This window comes from Enterococcus pseudoavium NBRC 100491 (assembly GCF_001544295.1).
In the GTDB taxonomy this organism is placed as follows: Bacteria; Bacillota; Bacilli; order Lactobacillales; family Enterococcaceae; genus Enterococcus_A; species Enterococcus_A pseudoavium.
In genome coordinates this window covers 153,089-168,608 of the sequence record NZ_BCQF01000002.1, presented here as the reverse complement: position 1 = coordinate 168,608, position 15,520 = coordinate 153,089, and the positions used below count along the sequence as shown (strand labels likewise).

Annotated in this window: 14 protein-coding genes; 13 read left to right on the top strand and 1 reads right to left on the bottom strand. The window is 39.0% G+C overall.

Annotated features, from left to right (window positions below; all coding sequences use genetic code 11):
- Nucleotides 1-275 precede the first annotated feature (275 nt).
- From EP1_RS01895 to holA, 13 genes are all read left to right on the top strand, one after another.
- Nucleotides 276-578: an Fpa/YlaN family protein gene (locus EP1_RS01895; protein WP_067622519.1), complete on the top strand. Its 303-nt coding sequence runs from the start codon at nucleotides 276-278 to the stop codon at nucleotides 576-578.
- A gap of 3 nt (nucleotides 579-581) precedes the next feature.
- Nucleotides 582-1,772 carry an FtsW/RodA/SpoVE family cell cycle protein gene (locus EP1_RS01890; protein WP_067622515.1) on the top strand — a complete coding sequence of 397 codons (1,191 nt, stop codon included), beginning with the start codon at nucleotides 582-584 and terminating at the stop codon, nucleotides 1,770-1,772.
- Between the two features lie 5 nt (nucleotides 1,773-1,777).
- Nucleotides 1,778-5,200, top strand: a complete 3,423-nt coding sequence (locus tag EP1_RS01885) for a pyruvate carboxylase (RefSeq protein WP_067622512.1) — start codon at nucleotides 1,778-1,780, stop codon at nucleotides 5,198-5,200.
- A gap of 19 nt (nucleotides 5,201-5,219) precedes the next feature.
- On the top strand, nucleotides 5,220-6,326 hold the full coding sequence (locus EP1_RS01880; protein WP_067622507.1) for a CAP-associated domain-containing protein: 1,107 nt from the start codon (nucleotides 5,220-5,222) through the stop codon (nucleotides 6,324-6,326).
- A 1-nt stretch (nucleotide 6,327) separates the two neighbouring features.
- Nucleotides 6,328-6,753, top strand: coding sequence for a YlbF/YmcA family competence regulator (locus EP1_RS01875; RefSeq protein WP_067622503.1), 426 nt, complete (start codon nucleotides 6,328-6,330; stop codon nucleotides 6,751-6,753).
- Nucleotides 6,740-7,087, top strand: a complete 348-nt coding sequence (locus EP1_RS01870; protein ID WP_174519731.1) for a YlbG family protein — start codon at nucleotides 6,740-6,742, stop codon at nucleotides 7,085-7,087. Before EP1_RS01875 ends, EP1_RS01870 begins: the two co-directional genes overlap by 14 nt.
- Before the next feature lie 174 nt (nucleotides 7,088-7,261).
- Nucleotides 7,262-7,819, top strand: a complete 558-nt coding sequence (gene rsmD / locus EP1_RS01865) for a 16S rRNA (guanine(966)-N(2))-methyltransferase RsmD (RefSeq protein ID WP_067622496.1) — start codon at nucleotides 7,262-7,264, stop codon at nucleotides 7,817-7,819.
- Nucleotides 7,820-7,935: 116 nt separating this feature from the next.
- Nucleotides 7,936-8,433 (top strand): pantetheine-phosphate adenylyltransferase, encoded by a 498-nt coding sequence (coaD, locus tag EP1_RS01860; protein ID WP_067622492.1) that lies wholly within the window; start codon nucleotides 7,936-7,938, stop codon nucleotides 8,431-8,433.
- Nucleotides 8,411-9,463, top strand: coding sequence for a SepM family pheromone-processing serine protease (locus EP1_RS01855; RefSeq protein WP_157065567.1), 1,053 nt, complete (start codon nucleotides 8,411-8,413; stop codon nucleotides 9,461-9,463). Before coaD ends, EP1_RS01855 begins: the two co-directional genes overlap by 23 nt.
- Before the next feature lie 102 nt (nucleotides 9,464-9,565).
- On the top strand, nucleotides 9,566-10,174 hold the full coding sequence (locus EP1_RS01850) for a helix-hairpin-helix domain-containing protein (RefSeq protein ID WP_067622483.1): 609 nt from the start codon (nucleotides 9,566-9,568) through the stop codon (nucleotides 10,172-10,174).
- A 31-nt stretch (nucleotides 10,175-10,205) separates the two neighbouring features.
- Complete coding sequence (locus EP1_RS01845; RefSeq protein WP_258867657.1) at nucleotides 10,206-10,700, top strand: ComE operon protein 2; 495 nt, start codon at nucleotides 10,206-10,208, stop codon at nucleotides 10,698-10,700.
- A gap of 236 nt (nucleotides 10,701-10,936) precedes the next feature.
- The gene (locus EP1_RS01840; protein ID WP_245630574.1) at nucleotides 10,937-12,925 is read left to right on the top strand and encodes a DNA internalization-related competence protein ComEC/Rec2; all 1,989 of its coding nucleotides are present in this window, start codon (nucleotides 10,937-10,939) and stop codon (nucleotides 12,923-12,925) included.
- 82 nt (nucleotides 12,926-13,007) lie between these two features.
- Nucleotides 13,008-14,036 carry a DNA polymerase III subunit delta gene (holA, locus tag EP1_RS01835; protein ID WP_067622477.1) on the top strand — a complete coding sequence of 343 codons (1,029 nt, stop codon included), beginning with the start codon at nucleotides 13,008-13,010 and terminating at the stop codon, nucleotides 14,034-14,036.
- 183 nt (nucleotides 14,037-14,219) lie between these two features.
- Here the strand turns inward: holA and EP1_RS01830 are convergent, their stop codons facing one another.
- Nucleotides 14,220-15,380 carry an IS110 family RNA-guided transposase gene (locus tag EP1_RS01830; RefSeq protein WP_067622474.1) on the bottom strand — a complete coding sequence of 387 codons (1,161 nt, stop codon included), beginning with the start codon at nucleotides 15,378-15,380 and terminating at the stop codon, nucleotides 14,220-14,222.
- Nucleotides 15,381-15,520: the final 140 nt, after the last annotated feature.

Sequence of the window (15,520 nt, the reverse complement as noted above, 5' to 3'; positions counted from 1 at the left end):
TAAAAAGTGTGGTCTTTTTTTATAATAATTGGAAAGCCTAAAAATCGTTATGTTTCATGAAATGTCATTGTTTCACGAATGCTTTTAAAAAAAGAATTGATATTTCGCGTTTTCCTTGTATTTTCGGGATTTGTAATCTTCTTGTAATATAAATTTGCTGTGTAAAAGTCAAAACCCGAACGAAGAGTTTAGAAAAAGCTTAGTCTCACTTATTTTTTTCCTTTTTGAAATTTTTCTATGTTATAATGTTGAAACCAAGATAGGAGGGAAGCAAAATGGAAAATATTTCTTCTGATTTTGCCATTAAAATATTGCAAGAGGATGCCGATCGGATCAAATTACTGATTCATAATCAGACAAATAGTCTTTGTATCTCTCAATGTAAGGCTTTTGAAGAAGTCGTTGATACACAAATGTACGGCTTCTCACGGCAAGTTTTTTTTGCTGAAAAAATTGGTGTTTTAAAGCAAGGAGAAGGTCAGCAGATGCTTAGTGAACTAGAAGCAGAGCTGAATCGTTTATACACTGAATTATATGAAAATCGTCAAGATCTGACGGATACCGGCTGGGAGGCTTAGATCTTGCCAACAAAGATAAAGAAACGTCATTTTTTAGACTACAGCATTTTGATTCCTTACTTGATTCTGACTGTCATCGGTTTGATTTTTGTCTACAGTTCAACTTCCTATTTATTGATTACAAATGATGCAAATCCAACGAGTCTTGTGATGAACCAAGCGATCTTTTGGGGCTTAAGTTTAATTATGATCAGTTTGATGTACAAGATGAAAACAGATGTATTAAAAAGTCAGCAGTTGATCATTTTTGCGACTTATTTAATTTTTGCTCTGTTGATTGTTGTTTTTTTTATTGGAGATGAAGTCAACGGCGCAAAAGGTTGGATCCGAATCGGTGGTTTCAGTATGCAGCCAGCGGAATACTTAAAGATTATGGTCGTTTGGTATTTATCCTATATTCTTTCTAAACGACAAGAGACAATTCAGGATAATTTTGTGACTGATATGAAACGTCCGTTGATATTGGTTTTTGCGATGATCTTTTTAGTTGCTGTTCAGCCTGATATGGGGAACGCGGCGATTATCACATTGTTAGCTTTAATTTTACTCTTAGCTAGTGGAATTAATTGGGTGTATAGCCTAATTGTCGGTGGTGCGGGAATTATCGGCAGCTTTTTGGTGATTCAGTTTTTGACTCATTTCGGTGAGGCGATTTTACCCCAAAGATTGGCTTACATTGTCAGTCGTTTTGAAAGTTTCAAAAATCCCTTCAAATATGAATTGGATCAAGGTCACCAAATGGTCAATGGCTATTATGCCATGTATAACGGTGGTTGGTTTGGCCGTGGCTTAGGGAATAGTATTGAGAAAAAAGGGTTTTTAAGTGAAGCTCATACGGACTTTATTTTTTCAATTGTCATTGAAGAAGTCGGTTTGATCGGCGCTTTAATTATATTAGCAATTTTGATTTTTATGATCGCACGGATCTACTTGGTTGGGATTCGTTCGAAGAAGCCTTTCAATTCATTGATTTGTATCGGAATTGGAAGTTTGTTGTTATTACAAGTTTTTATTAATCTTGGTGGTATTTTAGGAATTATTCCATTGACTGGGATCACGTTCCCATTTTTGAGTCAAGGAGGAAATAGCTTACTTGTATTGTCAGTCGGCGTTGCTTTTGCATTAAACATCAGTGCAGATGAAAAACGCACGAAACTTGCGATCGAGTATGAATACTTAAAAAGTCAGGAGTGAAGTGCATGAAAAAGGTATTGGTAGCAAATAGAGGAGAAATTGCAACACGGGTGTTTCGCGCGTGTAATGAATTAGGGATTAAAACGGTGGCAATCTTTGCAGAGGAGGATCAATACTCCGTTCACCGCTTTAAATCAGATGAGGCTTATATTGTCGGTAAAGGAAAAAAACCGATTGATGCCTATTTGGATATTGAAGACATTATTCGGGTGGCAAAAGAAGCCCATGTCGATGCGATTCATCCGGGTTATGGTTTTCTTTCGGAAAACTTAGAATTCGCGCGACGTTGCCGTGAGGAAGGTCTTATTTTCGTAGGACCTGAATTACATCATTTAGATATTTTTGGTGATAAAATCAAAGCCAAAACAGCCGCATTAGAAGCCGGAATTCCGTCAATTCCAGGTTCTGATGGTCCTGTCGATACGATTGAAGGCGTCTTAGCATTTGCTGAATCACATGGGTATCCCATTATGATTAAAGCTGCTCTAGGCGGCGGTGGTCGCGGTATGCGGGTAGCTCATGATGAAAAAGAAGCCCGTGAAGGCTATGATCGTGCCAAAAGTGAAGCAAAAGCGGCTTTCGGAAACGATGAAATCTACGTGGAAAAATATGTTGCCAATCCTAAACATATCGAAGTCCAAATTTTAGGCGATAGCCACGGGAATGTCCTTCATTTATTTGAACGGGATTGCTCGGTTCAACGGCGCCATCAAAAAGTCGTTGAAGTAGCTCCGTGTATTTCTTTGAATACGGCTCAGCGAGAAAAAATCTGTCAAGCAGCAGTTCAATTAATGAAGCACGTCGGCTATGTCAATGCTGGAACAGTCGAATTCTTAGTTGAGGGTGATAATTTCTACTTTATTGAAGTAAATCCGCGGGTTCAAGTGGAACACACGATCACTGAATTAATTACTGGTGTTGATATTGTGACGTCACAGTTATTGATCGCTCAAGGAAAAGATCTGCATAAAGAAATTGGACTGCCAGAACAAGCAGCTGTCCAAATGGCCGGAGCGGCGATTCAATGTCGGATAACAACCGAAGATCCGTTGAATGGGTTTATGCCTGATACCGGGAAGATTGATACGTATCGCTCTCCAGGGGGCTTTGGTGTTCGTCTAGATGTCGGTAACGCTTATGCTGGTGCAACGGTGACACCTTATTTTGATTCATTATTGGTAAAAGTTTGTACCCATGCCTTGAATTTTGACCAAGCGATTGAAAAAATGCAGCGTTGTTTAATTGAATTTCGAATTCGCGGAGTCAAAACGAATATTCCTTTTATGCACAATGTAATCAGTCATCCGGTTTTTCAAAGTGGTGATGCGAAGACGACATTTATCGATAATACACCGGAATTGTTTGAATTTCCTCGAGTACGTGATCGTGGGAATAAGACGATGCGCTACATCTCTGAGATTACAGTCAACGGTTTTCCTGGGATCGAAAAACATGAAAAACGTTACTTTGAAACACCACGGATGCCAAAAGTTAAACAACGAGAAATTCTAACAGCTAAAAATATTTTAGATGAGCAAGGTCCAGAAGCAGTCACCAAATGGGTCAAAGAACAAAATTCAGTTTTAATGACCGATACGACTTTCCGTGATGCTCATCAAAGTTTATTAGCTACTCGGGTCAGAACTCATGATTTATTAAATGTGGCTCAAGCAACTGGTGAAGCCATTCCAGAGTTGTTTTCAAGCGAAATGTGGGGTGGAGCAACCTTTGATGTGGCGTATCGTTTCTTGACAGAAGATCCGTGGAAACGATTGAAATTATTGCGTAAAGCAATGCCTAATACATTGTTGCAAATGTTATTCCGTGGATCTAATGCAGTAGGCTATTCGAATTATCCCGATAATGTGTTGGAAGAATTCATTAAAGAAGCAGCGCATCACGGGATTGATGTTTTCCGAATCTTCGATAGTTTAAACTGGCTGCCACAAATGGAAAAAAGTATTCAGTATGTTCGTGATGCTGGTAAAATCGCTGAGGCAGCGATTTGCTATACTGGGGATATTTTAGACCCAAATCGCACGAAATATAATGTTCAGTATTACAAAGATATGGCAAAAGAACTGGAAGTATTAGGGGCACATATCATAGCAATCAAAGATATGGCTGGCTTATTGAAACCCCAAGCGGCATTCCAGTTGGTTAGCGAATTGAAAGAAACGACCGACTTACCCATTCACTTGCATACCCATGATACGGCTGGTAACGGTATTATTACTTTATCTGCGGCTGTTAAAGCAGGGGTTGATATTGTTGATGTGGCAACAAGTGCCATGAGCGGAGCAACGAGTCAACCAAGTTTAAGCAGTTTGTACTACGCGTTGCAATATGGTGATCGGACACCGGAAATAAACTTAAAGAACGTACGTCAATTGAATCATTATTGGGAAGATGTTCGCCCCTACTATTCAAGTTTTGAAAACGGAATTGTTGCCGCTCAAACAGAAGTATACAATCATGAAATGCCTGGCGGACAATATTCGAATCTGCAACAGCAGGCTAAAGCGGTTGGCTTAGGCGAAAAATGGGATGAAATCAAAGAAATGTATCATACTGTCAACATGATGTTTGGGGATATCGTTAAAGTAACGCCTTCATCTAAAGTTGTTGGAGATATGGCATTGTTTATGGTGCAAAATGAACTCACTGAAGAAGATATTTACGATCATGGAGATGAATTGAGTTATCCTGAATCCGTAGTTAGCTTTTTCCAAGGTGAATTGGGTCAACCAGTAGGTGGGTTCCCTGAAGAGTTGCAACGAATCATTTTACAAGGTCGACCAGCAATGGAAGAGCGGCCAGGGAAATTTGCTAAATCAGTCGATTTTGCTAAAGTGAAGCAAGAATTGCAAGAATTGATTGGCTTTGAACCAAGTAAAACCGATGTTTTGAGTTACTTGATGTATCCGCAAGTTTTCTTGGATTATCAAAAATCTTATGAACAATTTGCGGATGTAACCTTATTAGATACGCCAACCTTCTTTGAAGGAATGCGTTTAGGTGAAACTATCAATGTACAGATTGAAAAAGGTAAAGTTTTGATCATTCGCTTAGATGAAATTGGCGAGGCGGATATCGAAGGAAATCGGACCTTGTTCTTCAATTTGAACGGTCAACGGCGCGAAGTAGTTGTTAAGGACGCCTCAATTAAAAGTGCGGTCCAAACAAAACGCAAAGTTGAACCAACTAACCGTGAACAAATCGGAGCAACGATGACTGGATCAGTCTTAAAAGTCTTGGTTAAAAAAGGCGATCATGTTGAAAAAGGTCAGCCATTACTAATTACCGAGGCGATGAAGATGGAAACATCAATTGACGCGCGCTTTGCCGGAAAAGTTTCCCATTTATATGTCGAAGAAGGCGAAAGTATTTCTTCTGGCGATTTACTGATTGAAGTGAAAGAAAAATAATTATTAGGAGCGTTGATGTGTGAAAAGAGTGATCGGTTTTTTTAGTATTCTATTTTTAGTTTTGATCGGCTACTATTTGCAGCCGGTCCTCTTTCCGCCTACGCCTAAAAAAATAACACATGCACCCATCAATCAAGTGGTTCGCCATAAAGCACTGAAGCATCAAGTCGTCAAAACAGAAGGATATGCTAAGTATATCGCAGAGCCGATTGCAGACTTTGAGCAGCAATTTGGTCAACCAACGAAGACTGAGGATAGTGGCTTCTTTTTTCAAACACGGAATTACAATTTGGATGCAGGTGTTTTAGAAGTAAATGTAGAATCTGGTAAAGTCAGTGCGATTAAAGTGATGGCAAAAAAAAATGATGTTTCGCCTTTTAAATTTGGTATGACGAGCAGTCAATTATCCGATAAAATAAATTTATCTGCTGATTTTTCCTTAACCTACGATGAAGAACCAGTTGCGATTGAATTAAGTGAAAACGATATGCGCTTTCGCCCGTTGGTTGCCTTCGACAACCAGACATTCGCGATGCTTTTTTTTAATGGGCATAGTGAAAAACTAATCGGTATCGTGTATTTGGACCTTGAGAATCTCTTGCGCTTAATGCCTTATCAAATCAATAGTGGTAATCCCCTCGCCAATCGTGTACAAGAGAGTAATTTAGATTGGAATGTACTGAACCAGCAAAAAGAGGCAAGAACGGTTGAGGCCATTAATCGGTATCGTGTATTTCATAAGCTCCCTGTTTATTCAGTGGCGGATCAAACCATGAGTGCCAGTAAAAAAATGCTTAAAAGTTTTTTAACAGCACCCAAAAAAGTATTAAGTAACGAGCGATTAGAAGAGTGGCAGACAGATCAAGAGGCTCATTTGAGCAATCTATCTTTTGAATTGTCTGAGTCTGAGTTTAAGGATTTAGCAAAACGGGAAAAAGTTACCTATGAGAATGGCTTGTTTTACTCACCAGCGGTAGACCCGCTATTTAATCTGTTCGATTGGATTAGCCATGACCATTTTAATGAAATATTTGATACACCTGAAGCAAGTCTGGGCATTGCAATCAATCAAGAAAGTGTGCTAGTCTTATTACAAGAAACAGAAAAGACAAAGGATAGTGAATGAGTTGATTATTAATGAAGCTTTCTTTCAGCTAGAGGATCAGAATCAGGTCTTGATTCAAGCCATTTTAGCGAGTCAAAGCTATAAAAACTATCTGCAGGCTAGAGCGCAAATGAATAACTGTCCTGAAGTAATGCAATTAAAAAAAGATTTCCAAACAGCCAAGGATAATTTTGAAAAGATTGCTGCTTATGGTTCATACGCACCAGATTTTCGCGCAACCCAACGAAAAGTTCGGGTAAGTAAGCGGGCCCTTGATTTAAATGAAAAGGTGGCAGCTTTTCGCTTAGCTGAGACGGATTTTCAACAATTATTAGATGAGATTGGTCAAACATTAGCAGAGACGATTTCTTCAGAGATCAAAGTTGATGCAGGAAATCCTTTTTTTGAAACAGGGAATCATAGTTGTGAGGGGAATTGTCATGGATAATACGGAATTTGTAATGCAGAAAAGACGAGGAATAATCGTGTGGGTCTATTCCTTAAAGCAATTAAAAACGTTGAAGCGATTTGGTTTGGTCCATTTTGTCTCAAGAAAAATGAAATATGTAGTATTATATGTGAACGAGGAAGTTGTCGATGAAACAGAAGAAAAGCTGCAGGCTTTACACTTCGTTCGCCAAGTGGAGCGTTCTTATCGTCCTGATATTGAAATGAATTTTGCAGATCGAATCGGAACGAAGGCTGCTTATCAAGTGAAAGATGATGATGAGTTGGATGTCGTTGAAGCCAATACAAAGATTCGATTAGCTGAAACAGTCTAAATAAGATGAAAAATGTCTGATTTTTTCAAACATTTTTCATCTTTTTGTTTGATAATAAAGGCATTGATGTCTACTTGTTTTTTGTTAATCGTAATCATATTATGTAAACTTAAATTATTGATAATATGAATTTTAAGTAGAATAAGTAGAAAACTAGAGAGGGGTATGTAGCTCATGCGAGTAGTCGCAGGTGAATTTGGTGGGCGGAAGCTAAAAACATTAACTGGAAATAATACGCGGCCTACAACTGATAAAGTCAAAGGCGCGATTTTTAATATGATTGGTCCGTATTTTTCTGGCGGAGTGGCTTTAGATTTATTTTCAGGCAGTGGGTCATTAGGAATCGAGGCCGTTTCTCGCGGAATGGAACAAGCAGTTTTAGTAGAAAAGAATTTTCGCGCAATGGAAATTATCCGTGAAAATGTAGCTATGACGAAACAAGAAGCAGCTTTCCAATTAATGAAAATGCCTGCAAATCAGGCGATTCAACAGTTAATTACTAGCGGAACGCAGTTTGATTTGGTATTATTAGATCCGCCTTATGCAAAACAAGAGATCGTCAAGCAGATTGAAATGCTATTGGAAAATAATTTATTGACGAATCAAGCAATAGTTGTTTGTGAAACAGATAAAGAGGTAGTCTTGCCCGAAGTAATCGGACAATTAAGAGAACGTAAACGTCAGAACTATGGCATTACTGCTGTTACGATTTATGATTGGACTAGCGATTAAAGATCATGGTTGAATTGGTTTAAGTGTTTTAGTAGATAGCTATGACTATCTGAATTTATAGGTGAAAATCAGACTTGTTCAAAAGAGCCTAAATGTCTTGAAATAGGAGGATTAAGATGAAACGAATCGCACTCTTTCCCGGAAGTTTCGACCCATTGACGATGGGGCACCTTGATACGATCGAACGGGGAGCAAAACTATTTGATGAATTAATCATTGGAGTGTTTGTAAATACCAGTAAAAGTAGTTATTTCACCCCAGAGGAAAAGTTGGCGATCGTGAAACAGTCTGTCCAGCATATTCCTAATGTTCGAGTCATCGCCCAAGAAAGCGAATTAACGGTGACCGTTGCCGAAAAATTAGGTGCCAAGTTTCTGTTAAGAGGAATTCGCAGCATCAAAGATTACGAATATGAAAAAGAAATCGCCTTAATGAATCGACATCTAGATCAAGAATTGGAGAGTGTATTTTTGTTGGCTGCTCCTAAGTATAGTCACATTAGCTCTTCAATTTTAAAAGAAGTTTGGAAATTTAATGGGGATATTCAAGAATATTTGCCTGAAGCAGTTTATCGGGCATTGGAAGAGAAGCGTGAGCAGAGTGAAAAACAATAAACTTGTCAAACGATTATTACTGGTTTTCTTAGCGTTAGTTATGATTGCCTGTGTGATTGTTCCACTACCTTATTATATCGAAGAGCCTGGTGAAACAATCAATCTGAAGGAGTTAATTACAGTTAACGATAAGCAGGATGAGCACAAGGGTTCTTTTAGTTTAACTTCGGTGGGTATTAGACGTGCAACAGTCTTTACGGCTTTGGCGGCCCAGATCAAGCCTTTTCGTGAAATTATCTCGGTGGATGATCTGACTGGCGGTGCCAGCGATGCGGAATATATGCAAATCCAAAAATTTAATATGGAAACCTCGCAGAATTTCGCGATTGAACAAGCGCTAAAATTGGCAAATAAACCGTATGAAATGGAATATAAGGGAGTCTATGTCTTAGGCGTTGAAAAGAATTCCAATTTTGCTAACAAAATCAGCGTGGGAGATACTGTGACGAAGGCTGATGGTAAAACTTTTACTAGTAGCGAAGACTTTATGAAGTATGTAAAATCACAAAAAGTTGGACAAGAAATGACCGTTACGTATATTCATGAGGGTAAAACCAAAGAAGCCAGCGGAAAACTGATCAAATTACCAACCGATAAAAAGCCGGGAATCGGGATTACGTTAACGGATCATACCGAGATCAACGCACAAGACAAGGTGAAAATCGATGCGGGTGATATTGGCGGACCATCGGCTGGGTTGATGTTCACTTTAGAAATTTATGAACAGTTAATTGATAAAGATCTACGTCACGGCGAAAAGATTGCGGGTACTGGAACGATTAGTCCAGATGGTGAGGTTGGTCGCATTGGTGGAATTGACAAAAAAGTTGCCAGTGCTGCGGCCAGTGGCAATAAAATTTTCTTCGCTCCAAATGATGAAATAACGAAGGAAATGAAAGAAGTACAACCGGGAATCCAATCTAACTACGCCGAAGCGCAAGCAGCTGCTAAGAAATTGAAGACGGATATGAAGATCGTCCCAGTGAAAAACGTTCAAGATGCTTTAGCTTATTTAGCAAAAATGCAATAGATTATAGTGTTAGACCTCAGTGTCTAACACTTTTTTTGTCTTCTAAAATCCTTGTGGAGTTGTTGCAAGTTCTTTGCGTACTTTCTTACAAAGGAGGTTGCTATGAAAGAATATCTTAAAAAGTATCCTTATTTAGTTGCGCTACCGATAATTTTGGCGCTGGGAATTATTTTCTTCTTACTCAGAGAACCTGAAGAAGCCTCCGTTGACCCAGCGTTCTTTTCAACTGTAAGCAGCGATACCAAAACTAGTCAATCCAGTAGACAGGATTGGTATGTTGACGTTAAAGGCGCGGTAAAAAAGGCAGGAATGTACCGAATTACAACGGGGATGCGCTTAATGGATGCAATTGACTTAGCAGGTGGTTTTACTGACGAAGCCGATCAAAATCAAATAAATTTTTCAAAGTTATTAGCTGATCAAGAGGTCATTTATGTGCCGAAGGTCGGTGAGGAGTTACCAAAACTTGAGTCTCCGGCACATGAGTTGGCTGGCACCGCTGGAACAAAATCAGAGTCAGAAAAAATTAATATCAATACAGCAGACGAGCTAGAATTACAAAAATTATCGGGAATCGGTGAAAAAAAAGCGGCAGATATTGTTTCTTATCGCGAAGAAAATGGCAGTTTTCAAGCGATAGAGGATTTAACGAAAGTATCTGGTATTGGAGAAAAGACGCTTGAAAATTTGAAAGACTCGATTACAATATAAGAAAGATCAAAGAGAGGACAGGACGAAAATTTTGACGACAGAAGAGAGAATCCCTTGGGACCAATATTTTATGGCCCAAGCTGTATTATTATCACTAAGAAGTACTTGTACACGACTAGAAGTAGGAGCAACGATCGTCCGCGATAAGCGGATCATCGCTGGAGGTTACAATGGCTCTGTCAGCGGTGATGTCCATTGTATTGATGATGGCTGCTACGTGGTCGATGGGCATTGTTTACGGACGATTCATGCGGAAATGAACGCACTGCTGCAGTGTGCCAAATTAGGGATCGCAACAGATCAAGCGGAGGTTTACGTGACCCATTTTCCTTGTTTAGCGTGTACGAAAGCTTTATTGCAAGCTGGAATCAAGAAAATTCACTATTTAAAGGACTATCGTAATGATCCTTATGCGATCGAATTGATTAAGCAAGTGGGTGCCAGCGCGCATCAGGTTCATTTGGAGAGTAAATATTTTACTAAGTTACAATTAGGAGAAGATGCTGCCACATCACCGGAAAAATAGAGGCTGTCCGTAATTATCTACTATTACCGATTCTTGTTGCTGTTTTATCAAGCAGCCTGATCTATCAGTTTAATCGATGGATTTTTTTACTATTAATTATTTTAATGCTTCGAATCGTCTGCATGAAAAAGCGCCAGCTATTGTTACTGGTCATTTTGTGCAGTTTTTTTCTAGCTATACGAACCTACTTTTATATTAGTCAATTAATAGCGGAACCAGTCAAGCTCACTGAGGAGGTGTTAACAATCGAAACCAATTCAGTCAAGGTCGATGGGAATTTATTAAAACTAACGGGCGAAATACATGGGAAAAAATATTTGGTCTATTATGCATTAAAAAAACCTAGAGAAAAGAAGTATTGGATAAGCAATGATTTAACCAATGTAGCCGTAGTTAGTGGCGAGTCAGAAAACTTTGAAACAGCCCGCAATCTAAATGGTTTTGATGAACAAAAATACTATCATAGCTTAGGGATTAGTCAAAAGTTACAGGTGAGAGCACTCAAACCAATGCCTCGAAAAAGTGCTAGGTTGAGTGACCTGCGAAAGCAGTTAATCTGGCGGATTGATCAGTGTTATGATCAGCGTTTAGCAAGCTACGTGAAGGCTTTAGTGATTGGTTATAAGGATAGTCACTTTGCTGAGCAGACGAAGGCCTATAAATCGACCGGCTTGCTGCATTTATTTACCTTATCAGGGCTACATATTCAATTTTATTTAGGTGGGGTGCACCTCCTTTTGAAACGCTGCAGGTTAGTCAGAGAATCACGCTTGATTCTGTTAAGCGGTCTAGGACTGTTTTTGATTGGCTTAACTGGCAGTAGCTTTAGCACAATCCGAGCTGTATTGAGCTATCTGATTGCTTTTACTTGTGTCACTTTTGATTGCATGCTTGCTAAACTTGATCAATGGAGTATCATGTTGTTTTTTCTAGTACTGTGTTTTCCACTAGTCCTTTGGTCAGTTGGTGCCCAGTTGAGTTTATATTTTGCTTTATTGCTGCTTTACATGACGGATCTGCGGCTTAAAACTTGGCAACAGATGCTATTATTCTCATTTCTTTCAATGCCATTATTACTTTATAGCTTTAGCGAGTGGACGTTTATCGGCGGATTAGTCACGTTGTTACTATTCCCATTGTTTGAATGGGTGATTTTACCAGGCTGCCTATTACTTTTTATTGGCTGTTTTTTGCCGCTTACCCAGGTTTTAAGTCGCTTAATGGATGGACTCTTTCAATTATTGGAAATAGTCTTAGTAGGGATAGCTTTTCCTAATTTGACGATTGGACGGCCTAGTTTGATTTTACTGATGCTCTTGATTTTATTGGTTCTTTTAATGATTGATCGTTTGAAGTATCGGCAAAAAGTGTATTTATTAGCGGGGGCAATGATTTTCTGCCTAATCATGCTCTCCTTTTCCCCCAAGGGTTTGGTCACGTTTATTGATGTCGGTCAAGGAGACTGTATTTTCATCAGATTGCCCTTTAAGCGGGAAACATTTCTGATTGATACCGGTGGGCGTTCAAATTTCAAACGCCAAAAATGGCAAAGGCAGCAACAAAGACAGCTTTCTGATTATAATCTATTACCTTTTTTGAAATCAATTGGTTGTTCAAAGATAGACCACCTGTTGATTACCCATAACGATGCCGATCATATGGGGGAACTGACACATGTGCTCAATGAGATTAAAGTAAAGAATCTTTATCTTGCTAAAGGCTCTCAGCAGGCGTTAAAAAGAAACTTGGAATCAGTTACGGGAACCCGAATTCATTTAGTCCAACGAGGAGATACTGTTGGAAAATATCTAAAGCTCCAAATACTGTCACCGGAGATAAGTCGGGGAGAAAACAACGACTCACTGGTTACATTTTTTATAGTAAATCGCCAACGTTTTTTACTGACTGGTGATTTAGAGGTTGAGGGAGAAGAAAAATTAATTAGCGCTTATCCGCAATTAAGGACGGATTTTCTTAAAGTAGGTCATCACGGCAGCAATACTTCGACTGGTGAAGCATTGTTGAAAAAAATGCAGCCTAAATATGGAATTATCTCGGTTGGAAAGAACAATCGTTATGGTCACCCGACCGTTGAAACCTTGAGAAAGCTTAAAAAGTATCGGGTCACAGTCTTTCGGACAGATCAACAGGGAATGATCTACTATCAATGGTGGCCACTCATTAATCAGTCAAAAATTGAAGTGATGATAGATTTTCTTGAATAATCGTGTTAGCATAGATAGTCAGCAATATGAGTAACTGATAAAGATCAAAATCTTAATGATTTATTGAACTAGGAGTAATCAAATGAACACACAAGAAGCTCTTCAGCAAATTAGAACTGCACCATTGAAACCTGTGTACTTAGTTACTGGGACTGAGGATTATTTAATTCAGGAAATTCGTCAGGCCTTCATCGATCGAATGAAAAAAGATGACTTAGAAGAGCTCAACTTCATGTCTTTTGATATGGAAGAAAGCGGCTTAGGTGCGGTAATTGATGAAGCGGAATCGTTGCCTTTTTTCGGGGATTATCGCTTAATCTTTGTTGAAAATCCCTATTTTTTAACAGGCGAAAAGAAAAATAACGTACCTGAGCAGGATACGGACAGTCTAGTATCTTATTTAAAACAACCACTTGATACGTCGATTGTCGTTTTTTGGGCGACCTATCCAAAGCTTGATGCGCGTAAAAAAATTACTAAGGCTTTGAAAAAAACAGAGCTAATTGATGCGGCCCCACTGCAGGAACGGGAGTTACGGACCTTCTTACAGCGCTATATCAATAATGAAAATGTCAAAATTTCAAAAGAAGCTTTTGATTTGTTTTTACGTTTAACAGATTACGATCTATCAAAAGCGATGAACGAATTAGAAAAACTACTATTATTAGCTGGAGCAGGTGGGACGATTACCCTTCAGTTAGTTCAAGATCTAGTTCCTAAGACTTTGGAACACAACATATTCGAATTAACTGAGCAGATTTTAAAAGGTGATACTGAACAGGCGTATCAGACTTATGAGGACTTGCATCTGCAAGGAGAAGAGACAATTAAGTTAACGGCTATTCTGATTGGCCAGATTCGATTACTGTTACAAACAAAAATTTTGCAGAAAATGGGGTATCAACAGGCCAACATCGCTGAAACATTAGGCGTTCACCCTTATCGAGTGAAACTGGCAATGCAGCAAATTGCTAAATTTCCGCTAAATTTATTAGTTTCAATGTATGATGAATTAGTCGAAAATGATTACGAAGTCAAAACGGGACAAGCCGAAAAGGAACTAAACTTTCAATTGTTCATTTTAAAAAGTACGGAAAGAATCAAAAACTAGATAGCAGTTAAACCGCAGATAATGAATTTTTTTCATTATCTGCGGTTTTTTTGATTAAACGTACAAGTTAGGTAGTTTCAATTTGGGAGGATGTACGTATTTTTTTATATGAAAACAAACGAAAAAATGGCAAAAAAAGCCTCTCCTCGTTTATAATAAGGTTGTAAAAAATTTTTTTGATAGTTACTGTGATGTCAGTCCAAGACCATCGCAGTAGCTTTTTTTATTTGCTGATTCCAGCGTTCGATAAATGACCCGAAGAATCTTGTGCGCTGTCGCAATCACAGCTTTTTGTTTTGAACCACGACTTGCAAGTCGCTGATAAAATTCGGAAAAGATGTGGCTGTTTGAGTGCGCAGCTGTCCGCCCGGCATGGTACAAGGCAGTCCTCAAATATTTATTTCCTCTTCCGATATGCGCTTTCTTCCTAACACCGCCACTTTCATAGCTTCCAGGACAGAGACCTGCCCAAGAGGCCAGATGGGATTGTGTTTGGAAAGCAGAAATATCCGGTCCAATCTCCGAAAGAATGACTTCTACACAACTTTCTTTTATACCTGGAATCTTTATCAATTTGTCGATAATCTCTTGATAAGGTGCAGTTCTTATGCGAATTTCTTTACTCAATTCAGTAATCTGCTCCTCGAGACAATCGATGATATCAAAGTGAACTTGCATCTCAAACCGATGGGCTTTTGTCAGTGTACCTTTTAGTGACTCGACAATATCTCTTTGGGAAGCTTTTACCCGAGAGTGAAGACACCTTAGAACGGTTTCCTCTTCGATTTTTTCACCACTTAGTAGTAAGTCGATGAGCTTTCTGCCAGTCTTTCCATAGATATCTGACAAAAATCCCGTTAGTTTAATATTTCCTTGTTGGAGAATGTTATGAATACGATTCTTATGCTGGGTTCGCTCGACAATAAGATGAGTACGAGTTCTAGTGAGGGAACGCAATTCTTGTATATCTGTTGGTGGTACATAACTTTGAGGAACGAGCCCCACGCGACCAAGTTGGGCAATCCATTCGGCATCCTTTTGATCAGTTTTTCGACCAGGAATTCCTTTAATCCGTTGAGGATTGGCAAGAATTAATTTGAATCCTTCCTTTTCCAAAACATTCCAGATAGGATACCAGTATTGTCCGGTACTTTCCATCAAAACAGTAGAAATTTCTTGATCGTGAAGCCATGAAGCTAGTTCTTGTAGCTCAAAGGTTCGTGTACCAAAGGTTTTAATGACTTTCTTCGGACGATTGGTCGAAAGATTTCCGACAAGTGTGCAGGCGACGACGGTTTTTTGGTGAACATCCAGTCCACAACAACGTTCGACAACGACTTCCATCTAAACCACTCCTCAGAATTATTGAGTTGTGACGGATTCGCTTTGGAAAAATTGAAGAAATTTTATATACGTGCACGAGGGCGACAATTCGTTAGTCTCACAAAGCGAATCACTCGGTTTTGTATACGGGGAAGACCGCC